We start from the raw sequence: 23,127 nt of genomic DNA, 5'->3' as shown, positions 1-23,127 counted from the left end.
CCGGTCCTCTTGACGGTTTTATTCATTTTGCGGGGGCATTTCCGTCATGATTGGCAGAGGTCGTCCGATTCGACAAGCCATTTTTAGTTAATGAAAAATAAACGCTCCGCTGGTTTCAACTTACTCAGCTCTGTGGCAGTCGCCTTGAGTCGCTGCAAAGACTTTACAGTTGTAAAGTTGCGCCGTCCCCTCCCCTCGCAGTAGCCGGGGACTTTACAGCTGTAAAGTTTGAGTTGGCCCCGATGCGCAGGATGGGCGTGCGAATGCTTGCTATCGACGATATCCACCCAATGCTGACTGGCGCGTTTCGCCAGCTGCGGATTTTCCTCAATGTGATCCGCTTCCTTGCCGCCGACCTGAAGGTGCCGTTGATCTGTGTGGGCATCGATCGTGCCCGGTGAGCGCTTCTAACGGACCCGCAGCTCGCCGGACATTTGATCCGTTACACCTGGAGCACTGGTGGAATGATCAGCGCCTGACGTAGCTTCATTCCAGCCTAGCGTCCATTTCTCCCCCATGCCGGCATCGGCAGCAACATCTCCGGCGGTTCGTCTGCGGGTTCTCGAGCTTGCGGATGGCATGACTGGGCGCATATTCCGGTTGATGGAAACCGTTGCTAACGACGCCGTCCGCAACGGTAGTGGATGTATCGCCGCGGACGGCTTCAGCCGCCAGGACCTTGTGTTGCCGCTTGTGGCTATGGTTCGACGGTCGGAGCATTTGCTACAGTGGCGATCGGTGCGGCGATGCAAATCCGCCTCTTGGCGATCGCGCGGAGGTCCTACGCTGACGAGCTAACCTTGTCCAGGCAGGCAAGAGTGGCTTGTCGCTCTGGATGCGCGTCGGGCGAAATCGAGCATTGGTTAGGGCATGAGGATTGGCCGCCTGCGTTCGGAAGTTTCGAGTTGCGGGATTTTCGCCCGGATCCTCTGGTCCTCAGATCGCGCGAGCGGCCAGATTAAGAATCGCCGAAATTGAGCAAATGATTCTGAGCTAATCGCTGATGTCGATAGACCGGTATATTGCAGATCGCCGTGAGCAGGGGGTGCCCTGATTGCCTTGATGAGCACGTGTCAGCTGGCCGGGATCACTATCTTCGTCGCGAATGGGCTCATGTCGAAACGGTGGTTTGGCGGAAACATCGGCGAATGCTGCAGGACTTCTGCGAATGTTGCTTTGCGCGGACCCAATTTCGATTCCAATGTGTCGAGGAAATGGCGTGACTCATTTGCGGTCAATGTGCGAATGCGGTCTCGAGCGGAAAGGAAAGCCAAGAGGATCCGGCTCGGTTGGATTTTCTACTCGCGCTGACGGCAACTGTCGGGGCCGCCATCACGGAGAGAGCGGATGCCGTGGCGCGGAACGTCACAAAGGATGCGGTCCAAGTCTTGTGGGCGCCGTCGCAGGCGAATGAGAAGCCGTTCATTGCGTGGGTTGACCTAAAGCTTCCCTTCGGACGCCACCCCGTTTTCACCGTCCAGGAACCCTCTCGCCGACCTGTCGTCGGCGTGGCGCACGGTCCATTGATAGCTCCAGCGCAACTGCTCGATCTAGTTCAAGCAACACGGTTCGCAGATAGTTTGGAGTTCCTTGAGGATGCGTCGGTCAACACGTTGATTGTGATCGGACCGGGTTGGAGCGCTCGAAATCGCGCAAGGCTCGGTATGCTGCTGGCCACACATTTGATGGTGCGAGGGCTTGCAACACTGTGGACCGCCTGGACCAAGCTTCAATCTCTGTTGCCGCCTGATCCGCTATCCCCGACCGCGCCGGGCGCCGGCGCGCTGATAATCAACCTTTCTGTGCTTTCCTGTCAGCGCTGTGCCGAAGCTATAGCGGCAGTCTCACCAAGGCAGCCTGCCTGTCTGCTCGAAGCGATGCGATCGCCAATATCGCAATCATCGTAGCAGGGCTGATAACCGCGTTCCTGCGGTCGTCGGCCTGGCCTGATCTCATCGTTGGGATTGGCATTGCCGCAATGAACGCTGATGCTCCACGTGAGGTGTTCAAAGCCGCCACGGGAGAGCACCGCTCCGGAGTTGAAGCATAGATTGATGAGCCCGCGGCGCTATCCGTCGTGTTGCCGCCCTCATTGGAAGCGAAAAATTGAGGCTAGCGTCCGGCTTCTGACAGATCTTATTCCGATCTCCGCTAGGGGCTCAATCGCGGAGCAATCCGAAGCGGCGAGCTTCGTCGAGCAACGCCCTGACGGAAGACGGCTGCCACTTCCGACCGCCACGTGCTGGCGGTTGGTGCATCCGGTCCAATTGGGCAGCGATATCGCGCAGCGACAGATCAGGATCGGCGATGGCGATCCCGGCGACCAGCCGCATCAGATGATCCTCGGGCCGGCGGCGAGGGGAGCGCTTGATCAAGTCCGACTCGACGAGTTTCTCGCGCACCATCCGCTGGACCGCCCGGCGCAATCGCTCAGCTGTCCAGTCGTGGCCTTTCCGATTGAGGATCCGAACGATGTCGTCCCAATTATGCTGCGGGCGTAGCTGGCGCACGGTCGGCAGCCATGTCTGGGCCGACGCAATCAACTCGTCCAGATAGGCGCGGCCGCGAGCGGCTGAGACCGCACGCACTGCCTCCGGCCGACGTTCGCGAAGCCCGGGATTGCCAGCCAGCCTGCCACGCGCCTTGGCGGCTTTCATGCCGGACTTGGTCCGCTCCGCGATGAGGGCACGCTCGAGCCGGGCGATGGCGCCGAGCACCTCGAGGGAAAACATCCCCTGCGGCGTCGACGTGTCGATCGGATCGCGCAGAGAGCGGAAATGCACGCCGCGCTTCTCGAGATCTTCGATCACTTGAAGCAGATGGCTGACCGATCGTGCCAAGCGATCGAGACGAACGACGATCAGCACGTCGCCGGCGCCAAGTTCTTTCAGCAGTTTGGCGAGCACCGGCCTTGCGCGTGAGGCTCCCGATCCGTGCTCTTGATGAATGCGGTGGCAACCGGCGGCGCGCAACTCGTCGACCTGAGCGTCATTGAGCTGGTCCTCTGTCGAAACGCGGGCATATCCGATCAGCCTTTGGGTCGGGGGAGGGGGCTCGGCCTTCGCTGCTTTCGCCATCGATTTATCGGTCCATCTTGATCGACGTTTGTACAGATAGGGAATGCATGAGAAAAGGTACCTTTGCAAGCGTATTTTATGACCATAATGGAAGGCCACACAGCGCGTTTTCTGGTGTGGGGCAGGCGCTGATACGTCGCGACCGCAGAGTATGCGTCAGTGAGCCTCTATGGAGGAAATCGCGCGAAGCCATCTACTTCGAAAGTGGTTAGTGGCGGCCTATCGCTACAATGGGTTGTCGGCTTCTTGCCGGATGGGCCATTATCGACTTCGTGAGATCTGGGCCTCGGAGCAAACCAAGTATGGTGTTGAATTGCCGACAAGCCGACCGCGCTTGCGGGCGATGCATAGGGAGTCAGGACACGCCTTCGAAAGGTCGTTGCATGGTCGCTGGCTTGTAAGGGTACGTGGAGCAGAATGGGTGGCACTCTCGGTTTATGTCGGATTGTGCTGAGGATTTAGTTGTGTTGTGCGATCAATTTGGCGATGCAGCTGCAATCCATAGAGGCTCCTGCTCGCCGTTACCCAGAGAAGCGTTCGACCGTCAAGAACAGCAAATCAGCCCAGAAATGAACCGCGAAAATATCCGGTACTTTCTGTTTAAGTATTGGAGTGAAACAATTTTGCCGGGGTTATGAGTGGAAACGACAATCCGGGCGACAACCGCTGAGGGCTTTGGCGAGGCTTCCGTTTCGCTGAACGTAGATTCTCCGTCCAGTCCAAACCGGGGTCGCGGTTTTTTTGTAACCAAGCGCTTAATCGCTTTCCCCGCGCTCATGAAGGAAATGCAGTGAACAGACTTCACCTGACAACTATGACCCTCGCCACCATGCTTCTGACCACTGCGTCCGTCGATGCTGCCGATTTCTCCGTCACGCCGCTGAAAGAGGGCGACACCTTCACCGGTTGCCTCGCTCAGAACCCCGCCACAGGCGTCGGTCTTCTCGCGGTTGGCGACAAGGTCGTCCTGTTTGCCAATTCTTCGAAGTTCACTTTCGCCAAGGGCGATCAGGTGACCGGCTCCTGGTCGATCGATGGTGGCACGGCCACAAATTTCTCGTCGACTGCTGACACGGCAGCAACGGCAACGATCGACGTCCCGAACACGACCGAGGCCGTCATGGCACTGACCAGCGGCAAGTCGCTGAGCCTGACGGCCAACAGCACTACTGCCGATTTCAGCCTTGCGGGCGGCGAGAAGGCCTTCATGGGCTTGTCCGAATGCATGACCACCCAGGCGGCGCCGGCCGCTAACTAAGGCGCACCCATTTGCGAATGACATGGCGGGTACCATGGTGCCCGCCACATTTATGGTCAGCCCAAGCTGTTGAATTGCGTGCAAGATTCACCCAGTTTGCCATCTCGCCATGATTCAGCGACTGCTATGAAAATCAATGTTTTTCATTGCCTTGTCTGAAGCTTGGCCTGCTCAGGATCAAGCAGAAAACCGGGTTAATTCATGTCTCGAGTCAACAACCAAGCTTCGCAGTGCCTCCAGCGAAAGCGTATCGGCATGCTCAGGGGAGGCGAGCCGTTTCCTTGCCATCCCGGGACTGAATCATGATTTGCCCCGGTCAAGGAATACCCAGGCCCGCAACCAACTCGCAGAGCGAGCGCTTGTGCACAGGTCTTCAAGAAGACGGCTGCAGATGAGCGCGACCCTGAGCAGGCGAAATAGGCTCCCCGGGGATCGATGACCGTCTAGGTCGATCCTTGACACGAGCCGGCACAAACGTCCTTTGCATTCGATGGTGATCGCTATGCGCACCAAGGCGAGTACTGTTTGTGATGTCCGGCGACCGTGGCTTTCACGGCCCCTTATTTTGTCCTATTTACCTTATAAGGTAGCTCTCGTGCTGTTTTGGAGCAGGTTTTTACTGGTTGATATAAAAGAGAAAAATCTCTATACGGAAGTGTATTGGATACTTCTTTCTGCAGGCCATGCGCGACAATGGACTTGCTCTGCTTGGGTATCATCCGTCTCGCTGGACGCCCGTTTCGAAGCGTGGATCATCTTAAACCCTGCGAAGCACTTGTCAGCGGAATTCGTCGCGGGAACGCCACAGGGGCGGCTGTTCCCCAGGGGATACTGACACGCGCCGTAATCTAAGCCCCGCATTGAGAGAGAGAAAGGTGCCGGCAATCTTGGCGCGGAGCGATCGCTCCGGCGAGGGCGGGAAATGTATTGAGAGCTTTTGCAATGGAAAAGGGATTACGGACGAAATCAAGCAACTTTGCTGCAAACAGACAGATGATTTCGGCCTTAATGTCATGGCTGCCGGCCTTGAGTTTAGCGAGCAGCCTCAGTTCTGCGTGGAAACCAACAGCCTAGACATTGGCCGAAGCCGTGCCGAGCCAGACATCAGGTTTGAGAAGCAACGGTAGTGACCGTATTCCATCTACTGCCATTTTGCTGCAATTGTCAGGCGTGTAAACTTCTTCCTATTACTTCAGGCCATGGCTTCGCAAACTGCCCCACATATCCCATATGTCCTCGTTCCCGGAGATGAGCGCCCAGACGATGCGGGCATTCTTGTTTGCAAGAGCGACGGCTGCGCCACCGGGATGGCGTCGCAGACGAACTCGGCTAAACTCAAGCTTTCCCAAACGTGAGATCGCCTGCCTGTCGCCGGCAAGCCTTGGCCTGACGAGCGAAAAGATCGCGAAGGCAACCGGCTACCGCGTCAATACCGTCAATAGCTACCTGATTTCGGCAGCCAAGAAGTTGAAGGCGGGCAACCGGACCAAGGCGATTGCCGACGCCATCAGACGCCGGCTCGTCGCCTGATCGGCATTCAAGGCAATATTTCGACGAAATACAAAAGATCTAGCGAAGTAACTTTTGCACCTTTGTTTATTACTCTGCGTTAGCGAAAAATAAACCAATACACCCGAATAATCGGGTTACAGAGTCATTTGCCATGAGGGTATTTGTTCCTCTGTCCTGTCCAGACGTTTCCAGTGTGAAGCATTCCGAGCCGCGCTCCTTGCGAGCGGAGGTCGAACGAACTTGCCCGATGGCCGATCACCAGCGGATAGAACATTCCGGCACGCGAACCTGACTAGCTGAAACCTGACCGCGCGCTCCCCTTGGGATCCCCGGGATCAACCCGCTCCCATTCGCTGTACCTTGGGGCGAAAGGCAAACTGCTTCGCTTTCGCCACCGTTCGATCATCAAAGGTTCGACAATGTCCGCATTCACCAATCTGAAGATACTCACCAAGATTTCCTTAGCCTTTGCAGTCGTCATCCTCCTGAGTATCATCGTCTGCGTCATCAATCTGAGCGGTCTTGCCCGCCAGAATCAGGCGGTGGCGATTACGGAACACACCTACCTGGTTCTTTCCAACCTCGATAAGATCGTGGCGTCGATGGTCGACCAGGAGACCGGGTTGCGCGGTTACCTTATCGCCGGCGACGAAGCGTTTCTGGCTCCGCAGAAGGCGGGACAGGCGACTTACAGGCAGGCTCTCGGCGACGTCAAAAATCTGACGGCAGACAATCCTGTCCAGCAGAAACGTCTGGCCGATCTCGACGGTTACGTCTCCGACTGGACCGACAAGGTGCTCGAAAAGGAAAAAACGCTGATGCAGGCCTCCGCCACCCGGGAGCAGGCCCGGGCGATGGAGAGCGCCGGTGCCGGCAAGCAGTTCATGGACGCCATTCGCGCCAAGGTTCGCGAGATGCAGGACGAAGAGCGTGGGCTGCTCGGCAAGCGGAACGCGGAATCGAAACAAGCAGCCGACCAGACCGCATTCAGCAACTATTTGACCAGCGGGTTGACCGTGACACTCTCGGTGGCGGCTCTGTGGCTCGTCTTTCTTCTGGTCGTCAAGCCTATCCGCAACATCAACGAAGCCATGCGCAAGCTTGCGGGCGGTGATAATTCCAGCGCCATCCCTTATATCGAGCGCAAGGATGAAGTCGGAGAGATGGCGGCAGCCGTCCAGGTGTTCCGCGAGAATGCCATTGAGCGAATCCGGCTTGAGCAGGAAACGGAAGCCAATCGCTCGATGAGCGAGAAGGAACGCATCGAGCGTGAAAAGCAGAGGGCGAAGGAAGCTGCCGACATCCAGTTCGCGGTCGACAGTCTCGCAGCCGGCCTCTCGAAGCTGTCGGATGGCGATGTCTCCTACCGCATCGCCCAGCCGTTCACCCAGTCGCTGGATGGCGTTCGCGGCGACTTCAATCAGTCAGCCGAAAAACTGCAGGAAGCCTTGAAGCGGGTTTCCGAGAACGCCCGCGGCATCGATGGTGGCGCGAACGAGATCCGTTCGGCTGCTGACGATCTCGCCAAGCGCACCGAACAGCAGGCGGCCGCCGTCGAGGAAACGGCCGCAGCATTGGAAGAGATCACCACGACCGTCAAGAACGCCACCCAGCGGGCCCAGGACGCCGGTCAACTCGTAGCCCGCGCCAAAGCTGGCGCGGAACAATCCGGCGAGATCGTGCGCCGGGCAGTGATTGCAATGGAGGAGATCGAGAAGTCGTCAGGCGAGATCTCCAACATCATCGGTGTTATTGACGAAATCGCCTTCCAGACGAACCTGCTTGCACTGAATGCCGGCGTCGAGGCGGCGCGGGCGGGCGAAGCCGGCAAGGGCTTTGCTGTCGTTGCCCAGGAGGTACGCGAGCTCGCCCAGCGTTCGGCGACCGCCGCCAAGGAGATCAAGGCGCTGATCACTACCTCCAACGACCAGGTGCATCAGGGCGTGCAACTCGTCGGCGATACCGGAAAGGCTCTTCAGACGATCGTCTCCGAAGTGCAGGAGATCAACCGTCATGTGCTGTCGATCGTGGAATCGGCCCACGAACAGTCCTCCGGGCTCCAGCAGATCAATACCGCCGTCAATCAGATGGACCAGGACACGCAGAAAAACGCCGCGATGGTGGAAGAATCGACGGCCGCAAGCCATAGCCTTGCCAGGGAAGTTCAGTCGTTGAACCAGCTTCTTTCTCAGTTCAAATTGGGCAGCGGTTCGGCAGGTAGCATCCGCCCTGCGTCCGGACGCGAGGTCCCTGCCGCTTCTCCGGCCAGAGCGCTCGGCCGGAAGATCGCGTCGGCCTTCTCCGGCAACGCAGCCATCGACGCCGGCAAGGACGGCTGGGAGGATTTCTGATGAACCAGATGCTCAGCCACGACGCCGATACGCTGGAGATCATCGCCTTCATGCTGCATGAACAGCAGTTTTGCGTGCGCACCACCTCCATTCGCGAAATCCGCGGATGGGCGCCAGTCACCCCTCTACCGCATACGCCGGCAGAGGTTATGGGGGTGATGAACCTTCGAGGCACAGTGATCCCGATCGTCGATCTCGCGGTCAAGCTCGGGATGGCGTCAGCGGAAACCAGCGAGCGTAGCGCGATCGTCGTCACTGTCGTCAAGGACAAGACCATCGGCCTTATGGTCGATCGTGTCTCGGACATACTGACAATCCGGGGTGACGAGCTTCAACAAGTCCCTGCGGCGGCCGGCATATCTGCCAACGGATATGCCGAGGGGATCTTCGCCCGCGACAAGGACATGATATGCTTCCTCAATCTCGACGTCATATTCGCTACCGGCGAACCGGGTGAATGGGAACAGGCTGCCTGATTTGACATCGGACGCATCGGTGCATGCGATGCGTCCGATAATGCTGAAATTCGCAAAAGCCGCCGGGAGCTTCCATTGCGAAGACGTATTCATCTCTATCAGTTGAAGCTCAGCATGTTTGTCGAGGAGTTGCTCCGGCCGCAGCGGCGATGAACCTGTAGGCAAAAATCGCCTGGACATGACACACAAAAGAGGCCCGCTTCATGGTCGCGCCTTTTTGTCGTTAAGTTTACGATGCGACGGCAGGTTGTTCTGTTGCATTGCGCATGATCCTTGTTGCGGGGTGTCAGGCGTGACGCCGACGCGGACGACGCGTGAGAGAAGGCAGGAAAGCCCCTGCCATGGCGGCTGCGACGTGGAAGGCGAAGCGTGACATCCGTCGCCATGCCGGCGGCCGCAGTTGCGGTATCGCCGACCACGCTGGCAAACAGTGCACTCATCAGTAATGAGCCGGTGATCAGGCCGACCTGACACATTGCCTTAGCCCAGCTTGCGTGGCCTGAATTGCTGCTCCGATTGAGAAACCGTGCGACATTCGCCACGAGCCTATCGCGCGACTGGCATCAGGGCTTTTTGAAAACGATGGGTAGGGACCAAAAATCCACCGCCGGAGCCCTCAGGGACCCAAAGAGCATCGTCAAACGACGCAGACAGGTTCCATCCTTCCCGCTTATAGAACTTTTCGGCCCGACTATTGCCGGCCGTGCAAAACAACTCGGCCTCTTGCACGCCTTTTTCAAACAAGAGCTCTTCGGCAAAGGATAGCAAGGCATGGGCTACGCCGGTTCCGCGAGCGCTTTTGCCGACATAGAGTTTGACGACCTCGGCATCTTTAACGTAGACAAATCCAACTAGCTGGGCATCGATCGCGACGTAGAACGTGTCGCGCGCCTCCTTCAGCCAGATTGCAAAGTGACTTTCGGTCCGGAATGCCAGAACCTCAGGGGGAACGAGATCGGCATGAGCATCATGCCATCCTCGATGCCAGAGGTGTAAGATTTTTGCATGGTCTGCGGTTTCCGCTGGACGGATCTCGAGCATACTTCTTCTCCCGAAGTGTCGCGAAATTGGTCGTGAACAGACGTCTCTAATCAAGAACCGAGAGCAACAGCGTGCGTTTGTTGGCTAGTCCATCGCGACCGCCGAATGCGCGGCGACAAACTGGATGAGATGAGATTCGTATTGCCTCAACAGCCATGGGCAGCAGCGTCCTCGCAAATGCCGCGACACTGTTTCGTCCAACAGGCGTCAGGCGTTGTAGATCGCCCGAGCGATATCACGTGGATAGGTTCCCAAACAACCTTCTACCGCCGTGTTGGACATGATCACAGTGGAAATGCCTTTCACGGGATCTATAAACCAGCTGTGTCCATAAACTCCGCCCCACGTTATCGATCCTTTCGACATCGGAACCTCTGCCAAAACTGGATCCTGGATCACTCCACCCAAAAAGGAGAATCCTTGTCCTGGTTCGCCTGGGCGTGGGATGTTGCCGATCTGGTTGAGAAGCGCGGCCTTCGCCGTCTCGGCCTTCAAGATGGGTGCGCCACCGCGACGAACAGCTTCGAGAAAGGCAATTAAATCCGGCGCGGTTCCCACCATGCCCGCACCGCCGGACTGGAAAGCCTTGGGATTGAACAGCCGGATCGGTGCAAAAGTCAGCAGATTGCCGGCATCATCGGGAACCAGATGATGATCTCCCATTCTGACGGCCGCCGGACTGGCGTCAGCATAGGGTGTGGCAAGCCGTTCGGGATCGCTGAGAGAGAAGCCGGTGTCGTTCATTCCCAGCGGCTCGGCCACATGATGATGCACCGCCTCTCCCAAACTGCACTCCTCGATCTGGGCGATTACTGCCCCAAGGACATCGATGGCGATCGAGTAAGACCAAAGCGTACCTGGCACGGCCAGGAGCGGAAAGGTCGCTAGTCGGCTGAAGTTTTCCTCGAAATCGAGATCTGTGTCGGCAAGGCCGGCATTGAACATCCGCTCGGATGGTGTGGTTTCCGGATCTGCGCCATAGCTCAGACCTGCCGTATGCGTCAGAAGGTGGTGTATGGTGATATCGGCTATCTCGCCGTCCGGCCGTTTCGGCCGGAAGTAGGGGAGATAATCTCGCACAAGGTCGCCAAGCGACAGCCTGCCCTTGTCGATGAGAGCTAGAGCGGTTGCTGCCACGAGCGGTTTGGTCACGGACGCGAGGCGGAATATGGTCCGCGTTTCAGTGGGCTTTCCGATTTCGCGATCAGCATAACCAGCAGCGCGGCTATAGATGGTCTCTCCGTCTTTGACGACGATCACGACAGTGCCGACGATCTTGCCGGCCACTATCGCCCTTTCGATAACCGCGTCGATCCGCGTCTTCATCGCAACCATCCTCCGGTACTTCCGAATAAGCAGGCGCACAACGACATATTCTGCTTTGTACCGCAAGGCGGCGCAGCGCCGATAGTGTCGTGTAGAACTGCAAGTAATCCTCGATGCCGCGGCTCAAATGCTCAATCGAGCTGCCCGACCCTGCTTGCGTTCGGTATTGTTGTAGTAACTCGCCGCCTGCGGCACCGATTTGTGCAGCGACTGCTGCATAGCCTCCTGCAGGGGGGACGGCACGATTGGCTGCTTCGGTCAGATAGCCCGATCGGAGCCCGTGCGCCGAAAACTCTTCTGGATCGAGACCCGCCTGCTTGCACCGGGTCTTCAGGATCAGATTGACCGATTGCGGCGTCAACGCCCGCCGGCCGACATTGCTCCATTGGTCGATCGGACGGAACACAGGCGCAATGTCGATCCTGGACTCCTCGATCCATCGTTTTAGGGCCTCGACCGGCCGGCCAATCAGAACAACATGAGCTCGGTCTTCGCCCGCCCTTGTCGACTTCGTTCCAGTAGACGAGGTTTGGCCAATGGGCTTCGGCCCATGCCTTCGGCGCCCGGTAGATTTCCTTCGGGAAGATCGTCGCGGCCATCGGCAGCTCGATACGACCAGCGTCGAATCCCCCGCCGTTGCGCGCGTTTTCCCAGTAGTTCCGAGCGGAAGAGGCCGCAGTGTCCGTAAACCAGTATAGGGAGATGTCGTCGAGCATCTCGTCGACGGTCAAAGCGTCTTCTGGTTCACCGCGGTTATCGGTCCAGGCCTGAAACTTCTCGTAGATCCATGTTGCCTGGCCGACCGGGGAGTCGGCAAGCGCGTAGCCGATTGTCTGTGGACGCGTTGCCTGTTCCTTGAAATAGCCGAACTGGTCGTTGGCAAACTTGGCGGCCGCATACATCGCTGCCTTTTCCTCGGGGTCGGATTGTCCGGGAATTTTTCCGGGAAGACGAGCGGCTAGTTGACGTGAGCTGCGACAAGCCCTGCAGGCCGGATGTGGCCGAGGGCATGGGTCACGCCGGAACCCCACTCCCCACCTTGTGCGACCCACTTGCTGTAGCCAAGACGGGTCATCAGCTCGGCCCAAGCTTTCGCCGTGCGTACGACGTTCCATCCCTCTGCCTGGGGCTTGTCCGAAAACCCGAAGCCGGGCTGAGAGGGAATGACGACGTGCAACGCGTCCTCAACTGTGCCGCCGTGCGCGGTCGGGTTGGTGAGTGGCCCGATAACCTTGAGGAACTCCACCACCGACCCTGGCCATCCATGGGTCAGGATGATCGGCAGGGCGTTCTCATGCTTCGATTTCACATGGATGAAGTGAATGCCGAGCCCGTCGATCTCAGTGCGGAATTGTGGATAGGCGTTGATGCGCTTCTCGAAGTTCCGCCAGTCGTATTTGCTCTCCCAATAAGCGATAAGCGCCTTCGCCTTTTGAAGAGGTACGCCCTGGGACCAGTCAGACGCCGTTTCCTTCTCGGGCCAGCGGGTGTTCTTCAGCCTTTGCTTGAGGTCGTCGATCGCCGACTGCCGCACGGACACACTGAACGGCTTGATGTCTTTCGAAGCCGGCGGAATGTTTAGGCCGGATGTCTGAGCCGCCGCTTGCGAAACGAAGGCGGTCGCGGCAGGCAGGGCGAGAGCAAGCTGTAGCATGCGCCGACGCGAAGAGTCAGTCGATTGAAGTGTCATGGCTTTTTCCTGGAGAATCTTAGTTGAGGAAGTCGATGATGTGTTTCAGGGTTTCTTCCGGCTGCTCTTCGGCAATGAAGTGGCCGCTGTCAGCGATCTTGAAGACCTGCAGATTGGTCGTCTTTCGCTCAAGGGTCGTCTTCAGCCAGACGTAACCGGGGCCGCCGAGCGCCAGAACCGGCATCTCGAGTTTGGCGTAGTCGCCATCATCGATGATGTCTTGTGGAAAGGCCTGATACCAGGCGTTGCCGGCGCGGATTGCATCGCGGCTCGCGTAAGCCGCCGCATAGACGGCGCGGTCGCGGGCGTCGATCCTGCTTTCATCCTTCATCAGGTAGCGGAAGAACCACTTTTGCTCGATCTCTCATGTTCTGGTTTTATGATGGTTGGGTTGTCGACGATCCGTTGAAATATCGGATCAAGATTAGACCTGCGCGTAGCGAGCGCCGATGTCTGGATTTGCTCCGCCTGGATGTTCTTGTTCCAGATTTCGGCTCTCGTGCCGCAACGGGGCAGCTTGCTAGTAGGAGGAAAGCAGGACCGTCCCAGTCTTGCCAGGCATTTCGACGAGCGCCGCCGCCTTGCCGACGTCTGCCAGATCGAATGTCTTCTCGACCGGGAAAAGCTCCGGTTTGCCCGCGGCCAGTTCTATCGCCAGCTTGAGATCGGCTTTGCGGATTTTGACTGGTAGGCTTGCCCACCGCCCAACGGTCACGCCCGATATCCGGATGTCGCGCGTCGAAAAGTAAAGTGCGGAGACCGAGATCGGCTGCCCGGACAGATCGCCATAGGATACAAGGCTGCCACCTTGAGCGAGCAGCCCGGCGGCCGCACTGGCAGTCTCGCCGCCAACAGGGTCGAGCACGACCCCGATCGGATGACCGTCCGCCGCAGATATGACATTCTCCTGCCAGCCGGGCTTGTCGGTCGAGACAACAGGCAGATCCGGGAACACCACGTTGAGTTCGTTCACGCCGGCTTCCCGCCGGACGACGCCGACCACGTCGAAGCCACGATCGAGAAGCAGTCCGATCAGGAGTCTGGCGACCGCGGATCCGGCGGCGGTGAGAACGAGTACGTCGCGGCCCGGCTTCGCGCCGGATGTTTCGACGGCGCGCAGAAGGAGCGCCGCCGTCAGCGGATTGACGTGAAGCTGCGCCGCGGCTTCATCAGATACGTCATCGGGGATTTCGGTGACGTATTCGGCCGAGACGATGGCCTTCTCGCTCCACGCGCCCTTGCCGGGAAAAAAGGCGACGCGGGTGCCCGGCTTCAGGTCGACGCCATCACCTGCTTCCTCGACGATGCCATAGCCCTCGAAGCCGACACGCACACCCTCTTTCGGAACCACCGCTCCCGACTGGTAGCGTCCCGATACGCCGAGAAGGTCGCCGTGGTGGACCGGCCGAAGCAGCACCCGGATCAGCACTTCGTTGTGCTCGGGACGCTTGGGATCTTCGACTTCGACAGCCTGAAGAACGTCCTCAGGCTTTCCATGCTTGAAATACACTGCGGCACGCATCGCGGGCTCTCCTTGAGAATGAGAATGAGAATGGGGAGCGGCTGTTGGCCGCTCCCGCTGCGGGAGTTAGACTTGGGCCTGGCCGCCGTCGGCGAAGAGCTCGGCGCCGTTGACGAAGCTCGCATCGTCGGAAGCCAGGAACAGGGTGGCCTTGGCGATCTCCTCGGATTCGCCGACGCGGCCGAGCGGGATGCGTGAGGCGAGATAGTCGAGCAGGCCCTGCTGCTGTTCCTTGTCGTCACCGGCAAGCTCGACGAGGCCGGGGGTGCGTGTTGCGCCGGGCGAGACGACGTTGACGCGGATGCCGGTGCCCTTCAGGTCAAGCGCCCAGGAGCGGGCCAGGTTGCGGACGGCGGCCTTGGAAGCGGAGTAGACAGAGAAGGCAGCCGTACCTTCCGTGCCGGCGGTCGAGCCGGTCAGCACGACCGACGAGCCCTTGCTGAGCAGCGGTAGCGCTTTCTGAACCGTAAAGATGACGGCCTTCACGTTGCGGCCGAAGGTGTCGTCGATCTGCTCCTCGGTGATCTGACCGAGCGGCAGCATGGTGCCGCCGCCGGCGTTGACGACGAGGGCGTCAAGGCGTCCCTGTTCCGCCTTCACCTGGGCGAACAGCTTGTCGAGATCATCGTTGCTGGAGGAATCGGCCTGGACGCCTACCGCGCCATGGCCGATCTCGGCCACTGCCTTGTCGAGCGCGTCCTTGCGGCGGCCGGTGATGTAGACGCGTGCGCCTTCGGCGGCAAAGAGCTTGGCGGTCGAGAGCCCGATGCCGCTGGTTGCTCCGGTGACGACGGCGATCTTGTTTTCAAGCCTGTTGGTCATTTTATTCTCCTGATGCTGGGCGCGCAGAAGGGTTCAGCCCGAATGCGCGGCCTGTTGAAAATCTAAAACTGTTCGGGAGGTGGCGTTGGCCGTTGGCCTCGTCGCCGTCCGATGAGGAGAAATTAGTTCGTCAGATCGGCAGTGAGAAGCCGCTCAGGGTAGAGACATTATCCATGTGGATGGATGGTCTGCGTCGTCACATTGCGTCGCGCGTCGACGGCTTCGAATACCTTTGCCGCCCATTCCGTGAAGGCGCGCAGCCGCGGGTTTGGAAATCGATCAGCGGGATAGACGAGGTGCAGGGGATGATTGTCCGGCTTCCAGTCGGGCAGCAGTTCGACCAGCGCCCCCCTCTCGAAATGAGGCCGTGCCAGGAAACCGAAGCTTTGGCCGATCCCCAGTCCTGCGAGCAGCGCGTTCAGGTGCGCGGTGCTCTCGTTGACAGAAATGCCGCTGGAGGTTGGGAGATACTCGCTTCGCTCTTCGCCGCGCTGAAAGCGCAATGGAAACCGCTTTCCCGATGACGCTGAGAAATAACTGACGATCCGATGCTTCTCGATATCACCAGGCCGCTCCGGCAACTCCATGCCATCCAGATAGGCGGGCGACGCGCAAATCACGTAGTCCAGTTCGCACAGCTTCCGCGCCTTCATCGACGAGTCACCGAGGGCTCCGCCGCGAATGACGCAATCGATCCCCTCGCTGATGAGGTCGGCGGGGCGATCGCCGACGCCTAGCAAGAGGTCGATATAAGGGTACTGGTGCTGAAAATCGGAGAGCGCAGGTATAAGGATTTGATTTGCAAGCACCGAGCCAATATCGACGCGCAGCTTTCCCTTACGCGCACTACGCGAACCAGCGACAGTGCCGTCCATGTCATCGAGATCGGCGAGGAGCTTGAGCGCGCGCTCGTGATAGGCGGCGCCCTCGGTGGTCATCGTGACTGATCGCGTCGTGCGCTCTACGAGCTTTGTTCCTAGATGCGCCTCGAGATCCTGCACGAGCTTGCTGGCGGAGGACCGGGGCAGGTTCAACGTGTCAGCCGCCCTGGCGAAGGAGCCAGCTTCGGCGACGCGGACAAATGTTCGAATAGCAAGTAGCTGATCCACGGGAGACCTGACAGATAGGTGAAGGTATTCTTCATCTACACTTGGTCGGCGACGAGCACTATGCAGGTTCTTGAAAAAGGCGGATAAATTTGCGCCGTTCGATGGGATGTGGAACGAAAGTGACTAATAATGTTAGATCTTTTCTAACGGAGTGAAGGTTCACAATCCATCAACCGCATGGGTTGGAGTAGTATGCACTGAGGGCTAACGCGGTCCTAGAAACTATCGTTTCGGAATGCCTTAATCAGACATAGTGCAGGCATCATCGCTGAGGGACCCTGGAGGGCGAGAAGAAGCGGAAAGTTTATGCACAGCCCCATGCCGATTATCGCAAGCGAGGGCAGCTCCTGTTCTAACCCCTCTTCCAGGAACTGGACTCGGCGCAAGCATGGCGAAGGAGACAGCCCAACTTCTTTCGCCACGTCGATGTTGGAAATGCGTCCGTCCCGGAATCAAGCTAATAGCATCTGATATCTGTCTGCAGGGCCGATGCGCGCTGGCCCTCACAGCACTGGCTCGCGTTCCTAGTCCAGCGACTTCGATTGAAAGAGGCGCAGGCTGAGCCGGGCGCTCAAGCCGTGGCCCGAAGCGGTCTCGCCGAGAGTGATCAAGCCGCCATGGAGATCGGCGATACGGCGCGCGATCGCAAGACCGAGCCCCGAACCCGGCTTCGCGTCGCCACGGGCAATCTGGTAGAAGCGTTGAAAGACACGACTACGTTCCTCCTCGGGAATACCCGGCCCTTCATCCTCAACCGCGATTGTCCCGGTCGTCGCGTCCAGCATCACGCGCACCGTTACGCAACCGCCTTCGGCACTGTGTGCAATCGCGTTATCGACAAGGTTGGCAATGATTTCCCTGAGAAGCAGCGGATTGCCCGTGACGTTGATGGGGTCGTCCGGCGCATCGAGCACGATGTCGACATTGCGGTTCAGAGCCTTGGGGACGTGCTCGGCCAGGACGTCGGCGGCAAGGCGGGCGAGATCGACGCGCTGATCTAGATCGACCGCGCCGCTTTTCGCATCGACTCGCGCCAGCACGATCAACTGCTGAAGCGTGCGTTGCAGGCGCGTCACACCGTTCTGCGCTTCGCCGAGCGTTGCCAGAAGATTGTCCTGGCCTACAGCCTGCCGCTCCAGAAGCTCAAGATGCAGCTTGATACCGCCCAGCGGCGAGCGCAACTGATGAGAGGCATCGGCGGTAAAATCGCGCACGCCGGCGATCGTTTCATCCAGCCGCTCCATCAACGTGTTGATCGCCGAGACGAGATCGACGGCCTCTTCAGGCACCCGTGCGGTATCGATGCGGGCAAAGGGGATGGCGCCCGGTGGCGCCCGTCCCAGAAGCTCCTGACTGATCTCGGTGAGCGGCAGAAGCCCGCGCAAAATGGCCAGATAGGAGAGAATGGCGGCAGCACTCAGGAGAACGGCTTCAAAAAACACGAGGACGACGAGCATCCGCGCTTCCATATTGAGCCGGCTATTAAGCGTCTCCGCCATTCTGAAGGTGAGCGGACGTGCAAAGCCTTCGATGGTGCGGCTCGTCATCGCGATCCGCACCTGGTTGTCACTTAGATCGGCCGGCACATGCGTGATCCGGCCGAGGGGCGCGGGGCGCGTGTCCAGCGCACAGAGCTCCCGGTCGCCTCGCTGAAAGCCGGCATCGTCGGATATGCAAAAGGCAAATGTGTCATCTGTCTCGCCGCCCAGGATCTCGATGGCGCCCTGCGCCACCGTGTTGTCGAAATGCGCCGGCCCCCGTGCCGTCGCCCGATCGATGATAGAGACGAGCGCCGCATCAAGTAGGCGATCCTGCGTCAGGCTCACGACGCTATGGATGAGAAATGCGCCGCCGATGCCGAAAACGATCGCCAACACAGCGACCGGCAACACCATATTTTGCAAAAGGCGCCGACGGATGGACGGCGCGGCGCTCGCGTCCATTCACTCGACCTCGAGAATATAGCCGACCCCACGGATTGTGCGAATATTGGGGCCATGCGGCTCAAGCTTCTTGCGCAGGCGGCCGAGATGCAGTTCCACGGCATTGGGCGTGAGGGCATCGTCGAAATTCGAAATCGCCGAGGCGAGCCGCTCCTTCTGCACGACCTGGCCTGCGCGGCTGAGAAGAAGAACTAGGACTGAATATTCCCTTGGACGCAGGAAGAGCGTGCGTCCGGCGAGCGTTACCGTGCTGGAGTTACGATCAATCGATAGAGCGCCTACGGTCAACATCGGGCTGGGTTGGTTCTGGCCGCGCCGGACGAGCGAGCGCACGCGGGCCTCGAATTCCTCGAGCGCGAAGGGCTTGGTCAGATAGTCGTCGGCTCCCACGTCGAGCCCGGCGACCCTGTCGGGAATGGCATCGCGCGCGGTCAGGATCATCACCGGCGTTGTCGAACCGGCCTGCCGCAACGCTTTCAGAACCGTGAGCCCATCCATTTCGGGCAAGCCGAGGTCGAGCACGACGAGCGCATAGTCTTCCTCAAGGGCTGCGGAGAGACCGTCGCGGCCATTGTCGACACGATCAACCGCATAGCCGGCGACCACAAGGGCCGCCACGATCCCGCGCGCCAACGACGGGTCATCCTCCACAATGAGGACCCGCATGCCTTCCTCCGTGGTCACGATTTGCTTCGGCCTAGATCAAGCACGGAGGATGGGTCCGCGACAAGACAATTTCGTGCCGCTCCGGCGGCGTGACAGGATGGTGACAGGAAATCCGATGTAAGCGGTTGGAAATGAGTTTGGTAAAGCGGCATGTCGCGGCCTGCCGTCGATAAGCGGCGTGGGCTAACACGAGTGACGCGCGACCGTTCGCATGGAGACCGGAGGACCCCAAGCTGGGTAGGTCTCATGCATAGGGAGAGACAACCATGACAGTAAGTACACGCTCATCCCGCGTTGGCACCGTATTGCGCGTGACAAGCGGCAATTTCCTTGAAATGTTCGACTTTTTCCTCGTCGGCATCTATGCCAGCAACATTTCCAAGACCTTCTTCCCGTCGAACAATGAAGTTGCATCGCTGATGCTGACCTTCATGACCTTCGGCGCGGGCTTTCTGATGCGACCGCTCGGAGCGATCTTTCTCGGGGCCTATGTCGACAAGATCGGCCGCCGCCAGGGCCTCATCGTCACGCTCAGCATCATGGCGCTCGGCACCGTGCTCATTGCCTTCGTGCCCGGCGTCCAGACGATCGGTCTCTTCGCACCGCTTCTCGTTCTAATCGGCCGCCTGTTGCAGGGCTTTTCCGCGGGTGTGGAACTCGGCGGCGTCTCAGTCTATCTGGCGGAGATGTCGACGCCCGGCAAAAAAGGCTTCTATGTATCATGGCAGTCGGGCAGCCAGCAGGTTGCCATCATGGTCGCGGCCGTCCTCGGCTATGCGCTGAACTCCCTGATGCCACCGACCATGATGTCGGAATGGGGCTGGCGCATACCGTTCTTCATCGGCTGCGGCATTGTACCGTTCCTGTTCTATATCCGGCGCTCGCTCGAAGAAACGCAGGAATTCGCCGCCCGTCAACATCGCCCGACAATGACGCAGCTCTACCAGACGCTGGCCACCAACTGGGGCATCGTTCTGCTCGGCATGCTGATGGTCGTCATGACGACGGTCTCGTTCTATGCCATCACCGTTTATACGCCGACCTTCGGTAAGAGCGTCCTGAAGCTTTCGGAGACCGACAGTCTTCTCGTGACGTTCTGCGTTGCCCTATCGAATTTCTTCTGGCTGCCGGTCATGGGCGCTGTTTCCGACCGCATCGGCCGCAAGCCCGTACTCGTGGTCTTTTCGGCGCTCTCGCTCGTGACAGCCTACCCGGCCATCGCCTGGCTCGTCGCCGCACCGAGCTTCGAGCGCATGCTGATCGCCGAACTCTGGCTCAGCTTCCTCTATGCCAGCTATAATGGCGCTATGGTGGTTGCCCTGACGGAGATCGTGCCGCCGATCGTGCGGACAGCGGGCTTCTCGCTTGCCTATTCACTGGCGACGGCGATCTTCGGCGGCTTTACGCCAGCCATCGCCACCTGGCTCATCCAGGAGACCGGCGACAAGGCAGCTCCAGGCTACTGGCTCGCCTTTGCAGGCGGTTGCGGTCTGGTGGCGACGCTTCTGGTCTACCGCAAGGTGACGGACGGCGCGCGGGCCAGCGCCATCACCGCCAAGGCATGACAGACGACGCGGGACGGCGCCATTTTCTGTCCCGCTCTCTTCACTCAGTCTCTTTCATTGAAATTCAATCCCAACAAAGAGGAGTTTTTGGGATGAAACGCATCGCAGCGGCCTTCGCCGCCTTCTTTTTGGTTGTCGCCCCCAGTGCATTTGCCGATACGATCAACGTCGTTTCCTCGGGTGGTTTCGCTGCCGCCTACAAGGAACTCATTCCGGAATTCGAGAAGCGGACCGGCAACAAGGTCGTCTCCCAATGGGGCCCATCGATGGGCACGACCAAGAATGCTGTGCCGCAGCGCTTGGCCCGCAATGAAGATATCGACGTCCTGATCATGGTTGGCGAGGCGCTCGACAACCTGATTGCGGACAAAAAGGTCATTGCCGATACGCGCATGCCGCTGGCCCAGTCCGGCATTGGCATTGTCGTCAAGGAAGGCGCGCCGGCTCCTGACGTCAGCACGCCCGAAGCGCTGAAGACAGCGCTTCTCGGTGCCAAATCCGTCGCCTATTCGGACAGTGCCTCCGGCGTCTATATCGAAAAGGAAATGTTCGACAAACTGGGCATCAAGGCCGAAATGGCCGGCAAGGCCAAGATGATCCCGGCTGTGCCGGTCGGTTCGGTCGTGGCGTCGGGCGAATATGAGATTGGCTTCCAGCAGGTGTCCGAGTTGAAGCCGATCACGGGCATCAAGCTCATCGGTCAGGTGCCCGGCGACCTGCAGAAGATCACCGTCTTCTCGGCGGGCGTGGTTGAAGGATCCCATCACGTAGCGGCCGCCCGCGCGTTGATCGACTTCCTCGCCGATCCCGCCAACGCCGCCGTCATCCGCGGCAGCGGTATGGAGCCGCTCGGCAAGGCTGCGGCCAAGTAATCCGGGCGGCACCGTAACGTTAACCGAGCATCGATCAAAATGTGGGATCTGGCGGCATGACCAGATCTGCACGTGATCCTCTCTATCGTCGTCACCGGTTTCCGCTCAGCCTGCGCATGGTAGAGGATATGCTGGCAGCCCGTGGTGTCATCGTCTCTCACCAAACCGTAGGACTGTGGGCCGAGAAATTTGGCAGGTGCTTCGCCAATGATATCCGCAAGCGATCAGCCGGCAGGCTCGGTGACAAATGGTACCTCGACGAGGTGGTCATCACCATTCGGGGAAAGAAACACTGGCTCCGGCGCGCCGTGGATCAGGATGGTTTCGTCCTCGACGTTCTGATCCAAAGCCGCCGTAATGCCAAGGCTGCAAAGCGTTTGATACGCAAGCTTCTGAAAGGGCAAGGTTCTACCCCGCGCGTCATGATCACCGATAAGCTTCGATCCTATGACGCGGCGAAGCGGGAGATCATGCCCGGCGTCGAGCACCGTTCTCACAAAGGGCAGAACAATCGGGCGGAGAATTCCCATCAGCCGATCCGGCGACGAGAGCGGATCATGAAGCGCTTCAAGTCGCAGCGACATCTACAACGCTTCGTCTCCATCCATGATCCGGATTTTGCCAACCTGTTTCATATCCCGCGCCAAGACACTCCTTCTGCCCATTGTCGCGAGGTGCGAGCGGCCGCGATGCAGATGTGGAGCGAGATCGCCCATCTGTAGGTCGCTTGATCACAGACCTCGTGCCGCACTTTAACCCGAGACCGATAACTTTACAGTGCCCCATAAAGTTTGACGCCTGCGTGAATTTGGAATTCGTTTCTGTTCCGATGAGCGATGTGAAATGCGGGTGATGGCACCATGGTAGATCTCCGGAGAGCAAGAGTTCCATAAGTTCCATTACCTATTTGGAAGGTCGTAAATCGCTGATATCGCTTCTTTAATTAGGATTGATATTGAAATTTCAATCGCGGGATCATCGGTTCTGGTCTCATCAAGAGCAGGGGTTCGCAAAACCTATCTGAAGCACTAGACCTATGGCATCAGCATTAGTGAGGCGCGTTGACCGGGATATGCAGTGAGGCTTGTGCCTTTTTCGCTGCTGCCCGCAGACGCTTGTCTTTGGTCCATAAGGACACTTTGTGGTCAAGAAGAACGGACGCCAGCAAGTGAGCATCCGTGTAGCCAATGCCCATACTGAAAATACCATGTCGATCGATCATTATCATGATTTCGTCATGTGTTGCGACGACTGCACCGCGCTGGGCCGACAGGAAAGCTATCACGTCACTGCGATCCCGAAGGCTGCCAAGAGCCAGCTCGCCGATCACGCACGGATGGCAGAGCAGTCGATCATCTTCAATAATCCTGCGCAACTCCGCGTCAGCAGATCGGAAATGATCAATCCAGATCGAAGTGTCAGCTAGTATCACTTAACTGTCGCGCTCCGGCGGCGCGGAGGTGCCTCGGCGTCCGGCATGGTTCCTCCGAGCGCGATGAGGCGTTTTCCGGACTCTACACGAACAAGCGTCTCCAATGCTTGGCGAACGACCGCCGCGGTTTCCTTGGTCCCGGTCAATGATTTCGCCCTATCCATGAGTGCGTCATCAAGATTGATAGTAGATCGCAATAGTCGAATCCCTTATTGAAGCATCTAAAATAGCACCAGTTGGTGATAAAATCTACGCCTCATTTCTGCTTAACGCAGGCAGGCATCGCCTTCAATCCAGAAAAAGGGGGGCCGCTGTTCAAATTGGTTCAAGGCGGCCGATAATCACCGTACGCGCCTTGCAGTTGTGTGCGCCTCGCTCTTGGCCTGCGACATCGACTGACATGGAAATGGAATTCCCTTTCGTCAATATCACCTCGGTGGTTTCCTCGCCGGATCGCGTGCCTCC

20 protein-coding genes and 3 pseudogenes are annotated in these 23,127 nt (G+C 58.8%); 9 read left to right on the top strand and 14 right to left on the bottom strand.

Annotated elements, in window-relative coordinates:
• Nucleotides 1-242: 242 nt before the first annotated feature.
• Together AB8B29_RS35125 and AB8B29_RS35120 are read left to right on the top strand one after the other, a co-directional pair.
• The gene (locus AB8B29_RS35125) at nucleotides 243-401 is read left to right on the top strand and encodes a TniB family NTP-binding protein (protein WP_081938852.1); all 159 of its coding nucleotides are present in this window, start codon (nucleotides 243-245) and stop codon (nucleotides 399-401) included.
• 1,107 nt (nucleotides 402-1,508) lie between these two features.
• Nucleotides 1,509-2,050, top strand: a pseudogene (locus AB8B29_RS35120) (cation transporter).
• A gap of 109 nt (nucleotides 2,051-2,159) precedes the next feature.
• Here the strand turns inward: AB8B29_RS35120 and AB8B29_RS35115 are convergent.
• Complete coding sequence (locus tag AB8B29_RS35115) at nucleotides 2,160-3,077, bottom strand: recombinase family protein (RefSeq protein WP_037200147.1); 918 nt, start codon at nucleotides 3,075-3,077, stop codon at nucleotides 2,160-2,162.
• Between the two features lie 790 nt (nucleotides 3,078-3,867).
• Between AB8B29_RS35115 and AB8B29_RS35110 the strand changes: the two genes are divergently transcribed.
• From AB8B29_RS35110 to AB8B29_RS35095, 4 genes are all read left to right on the top strand, one after another.
• Nucleotides 3,868-4,335 (top strand): hypothetical protein, encoded by a 468-nt coding sequence (locus AB8B29_RS35110; RefSeq protein WP_037200146.1) that lies wholly within the window; start codon nucleotides 3,868-3,870, stop codon nucleotides 4,333-4,335.
• 1,263 nt (nucleotides 4,336-5,598) lie between these two features.
• Entirely contained in the window at nucleotides 5,599-5,865 is a 267-nt protein-coding gene (locus AB8B29_RS35105; protein ID WP_037200144.1) for a LuxR C-terminal-related transcriptional regulator, read from the top strand.
• Nucleotides 5,866-6,266: 401 nt separating this feature from the next.
• Nucleotides 6,267-8,198: a methyl-accepting chemotaxis protein gene (locus AB8B29_RS35100; RefSeq protein WP_081938850.1), complete on the top strand. Its 1,932-nt coding sequence runs from the start codon at nucleotides 6,267-6,269 to the stop codon at nucleotides 8,196-8,198.
• Entirely contained in the window at nucleotides 8,198-8,674 is a 477-nt protein-coding gene (locus tag AB8B29_RS35095) for a chemotaxis protein CheW (RefSeq protein WP_037200143.1), read from the top strand. The genes AB8B29_RS35100 and AB8B29_RS35095 overlap by 1 nt, the downstream gene beginning before the upstream one ends.
• A gap of 546 nt (nucleotides 8,675-9,220) precedes the next feature.
• On the opposite strand, the gene AB8B29_RS35090 is transcribed toward AB8B29_RS35095, so the two are convergent.
• From AB8B29_RS35090 to AB8B29_RS35040, 11 genes and pseudogenes are all read right to left on the bottom strand, one after another.
• Entirely contained in the window at nucleotides 9,221-9,715 is a 495-nt protein-coding gene (locus tag AB8B29_RS35090; RefSeq protein ID WP_037200141.1) for a GNAT family N-acetyltransferase, read from the bottom strand.
• 207 nt (nucleotides 9,716-9,922) lie between these two features.
• Nucleotides 9,923-11,041, bottom strand: coding sequence for a serine hydrolase domain-containing protein (locus AB8B29_RS35085; protein ID WP_037200177.1), 1,119 nt, complete (start codon nucleotides 11,039-11,041; stop codon nucleotides 9,923-9,925).
• Nucleotides 11,042-11,164: 123 nt separating this feature from the next.
• Nucleotides 11,165-11,555, bottom strand: a pseudogene (locus AB8B29_RS35080) (tyrosine-type recombinase/integrase); the annotation flags it as partial.
• 444 nt (nucleotides 11,556-11,999) lie between these two features.
• Nucleotides 12,000-12,731, bottom strand: coding sequence for an epoxide hydrolase family protein (locus tag AB8B29_RS35075; RefSeq protein WP_245297510.1), 732 nt, complete (start codon nucleotides 12,729-12,731; stop codon nucleotides 12,000-12,002).
• Between the two features lie 19 nt (nucleotides 12,732-12,750).
• Nucleotides 12,751-13,062, bottom strand: coding sequence for an alpha/beta fold hydrolase (locus tag AB8B29_RS35070; RefSeq protein WP_051964149.1), 312 nt, complete (start codon nucleotides 13,060-13,062; stop codon nucleotides 12,751-12,753).
• 189 nt (nucleotides 13,063-13,251) lie between these two features.
• Nucleotides 13,252-14,253, bottom strand: a complete 1,002-nt coding sequence (locus AB8B29_RS35065) for a zinc-binding dehydrogenase (RefSeq protein WP_037200140.1) — start codon at nucleotides 14,251-14,253, stop codon at nucleotides 13,252-13,254.
• A 66-nt stretch (nucleotides 14,254-14,319) separates the two neighbouring features.
• Nucleotides 14,320-15,075, bottom strand: a complete 756-nt coding sequence (locus tag AB8B29_RS35060; protein WP_037200138.1) for an SDR family NAD(P)-dependent oxidoreductase — start codon at nucleotides 15,073-15,075, stop codon at nucleotides 14,320-14,322.
• Between the two features lie 167 nt (nucleotides 15,076-15,242).
• Complete coding sequence (locus AB8B29_RS35055; protein ID WP_037200136.1) at nucleotides 15,243-16,184, bottom strand: LysR family transcriptional regulator; 942 nt, start codon at nucleotides 16,182-16,184, stop codon at nucleotides 15,243-15,245.
• 359 nt (nucleotides 16,185-16,543) lie between these two features.
• A pseudogene (locus AB8B29_RS35050) lies at nucleotides 16,544-16,633 on the bottom strand (winged helix-turn-helix transcriptional regulator); the annotation flags it as partial.
• 75 nt (nucleotides 16,634-16,708) lie between these two features.
• Entirely contained in the window at nucleotides 16,709-18,127 is a 1,419-nt protein-coding gene (locus AB8B29_RS35045; protein ID WP_037200135.1) for a sensor histidine kinase, read from the bottom strand.
• Nucleotides 18,128-18,793 carry a response regulator gene (locus AB8B29_RS35040; RefSeq protein WP_037200134.1) on the bottom strand — a complete coding sequence of 222 codons (666 nt, stop codon included), beginning with the start codon at nucleotides 18,791-18,793 and terminating at the stop codon, nucleotides 18,128-18,130. It abuts the gene before it with no gap.
• 266 nt (nucleotides 18,794-19,059) lie between these two features.
• Between AB8B29_RS35040 and AB8B29_RS35035 the strand changes: the two genes are divergently transcribed.
• The 3 genes from AB8B29_RS35035 (at nucleotide 19,060) to AB8B29_RS35025 (ending at nucleotide 21,952) form a co-directional block, all read left to right on the top strand.
• Nucleotides 19,060-20,358 carry an MFS transporter gene (locus tag AB8B29_RS35035; RefSeq protein ID WP_037200132.1) on the top strand — a complete coding sequence of 433 codons (1,299 nt, stop codon included), beginning with the start codon at nucleotides 19,060-19,062 and terminating at the stop codon, nucleotides 20,356-20,358.
• A gap of 92 nt (nucleotides 20,359-20,450) precedes the next feature.
• Nucleotides 20,451-21,230 (top strand): substrate-binding domain-containing protein, encoded by a 780-nt coding sequence (locus AB8B29_RS35030; RefSeq protein ID WP_052224476.1) that lies wholly within the window; start codon nucleotides 20,451-20,453, stop codon nucleotides 21,228-21,230.
• Nucleotides 21,231-21,286: 56 nt separating this feature from the next.
• Nucleotides 21,287-21,952: an IS6 family transposase gene (locus AB8B29_RS35025; protein WP_037200131.1), complete on the top strand. Its 666-nt coding sequence runs from the start codon at nucleotides 21,287-21,289 to the stop codon at nucleotides 21,950-21,952.
• Nucleotides 21,953-22,278: 326 nt separating this feature from the next.
• Here AB8B29_RS35025 and AB8B29_RS35020 read toward each other — a convergent pair whose 3' ends face one another.
• The gene (locus tag AB8B29_RS35020; protein ID WP_081938848.1) at nucleotides 22,279-22,662 is read right to left on the bottom strand and encodes a PIN domain-containing protein; all 384 of its coding nucleotides are present in this window, start codon (nucleotides 22,660-22,662) and stop codon (nucleotides 22,279-22,281) included.
• Nucleotides 22,659-22,859, bottom strand: coding sequence for a type II toxin-antitoxin system VapB family antitoxin (locus AB8B29_RS35015; RefSeq protein ID WP_037200130.1), 201 nt, complete (start codon nucleotides 22,857-22,859; stop codon nucleotides 22,659-22,661). The genes AB8B29_RS35020 and AB8B29_RS35015 overlap by 4 nt, the downstream gene beginning before the upstream one ends.
• Nucleotides 22,860-23,127 lie beyond the last annotated feature (268 nt).

It is taken from the genome of Rhizobium sp. 11_C7_N12_5 (assembly GCF_051811145.1).
GTDB classification, from domain to species: domain Bacteria; phylum Pseudomonadota; class Alphaproteobacteria; order Rhizobiales; family Rhizobiaceae; genus Rhizobium; species Rhizobium lusitanum.
This window is presented reverse-complemented; position numbering and strand designations above follow the sequence as displayed.

What these genes read in the sequence shown, in the direction of transcription:
- AB8B29_RS35125 (WP_081938852.1), top strand. Translation starts at nt 243, where the DNA reads ATGCGCAGGATGGGCGTGCGAATGCTTGCTATCGACGATATCCACCCA.
- AB8B29_RS35115 (WP_037200147.1), bottom strand. Translation starts at nt 3,077, where the DNA reads ATGGCGAAAGCAGCGAAGGCCGAGCCCCCTCCCCCGACCCAAAGGCTG.
- AB8B29_RS35105 (WP_037200144.1), top strand. Translation starts at nt 5,599, where the DNA reads ATGCGGGCATTCTTGTTTGCAAGAGCGACGGCTGCGCCACCGGGATGG.
- AB8B29_RS35100 (WP_081938850.1), top strand. Translation starts at nt 6,267, where the DNA reads ATGTCCGCATTCACCAATCTGAAGATACTCACCAAGATTTCCTTAGCC.
- AB8B29_RS35095 (WP_037200143.1), top strand. Translation starts at nt 8,198, where the DNA reads ATGAACCAGATGCTCAGCCACGACGCCGATACGCTGGAGATCATCGCC.
- AB8B29_RS35090 (WP_037200141.1), bottom strand. Translation starts at nt 9,715, where the DNA reads ATGCTCGAGATCCGTCCAGCGGAAACCGCAGACCATGCAAAAATCTTA.
- AB8B29_RS35085 (WP_037200177.1), bottom strand. Translation starts at nt 11,041, where the DNA reads ATGAAGACGCGGATCGACGCGGTTATCGAAAGGGCGATAGTGGCCGGC.
- AB8B29_RS35075 (WP_245297510.1), bottom strand. Translation starts at nt 12,731, where the DNA reads ATGACACTTCAATCGACTGACTCTTCGCGTCGGCGCATGCTACAGCTT.
- AB8B29_RS35070 (WP_051964149.1), bottom strand. Translation starts at nt 13,062, where the DNA reads ATGAAGGATGAAAGCAGGATCGACGCCCGCGACCGCGCCGTCTATGCG.
- AB8B29_RS35065 (WP_037200140.1), bottom strand. Translation starts at nt 14,253, where the DNA reads ATGCGTGCCGCAGTGTATTTCAAGCATGGAAAGCCTGAGGACGTTCTT.
- AB8B29_RS35060 (WP_037200138.1), bottom strand. Translation starts at nt 15,075, where the DNA reads ATGACCAACAGGCTTGAAAACAAGATCGCCGTCGTCACCGGAGCAACC.
- AB8B29_RS35045 (WP_037200135.1), bottom strand. Translation starts at nt 18,127, where the DNA reads ATGGACGCGAGCGCCGCGCCGTCCATCCGTCGGCGCCTTTTGCAAAAT.
- AB8B29_RS35040 (WP_037200134.1), bottom strand. Translation starts at nt 18,793, where the DNA reads ATGCGGGTCCTCATTGTGGAGGATGACCCGTCGTTGGCGCGCGGGATC.
- AB8B29_RS35035 (WP_037200132.1), top strand. Translation starts at nt 19,060, where the DNA reads ATGACAGTAAGTACACGCTCATCCCGCGTTGGCACCGTATTGCGCGTG.
- AB8B29_RS35030 (WP_052224476.1), top strand. Translation starts at nt 20,451, where the DNA reads ATGAAACGCATCGCAGCGGCCTTCGCCGCCTTCTTTTTGGTTGTCGCC.
- AB8B29_RS35025 (WP_037200131.1), top strand. Translation starts at nt 21,287, where the DNA reads ATGACCAGATCTGCACGTGATCCTCTCTATCGTCGTCACCGGTTTCCG.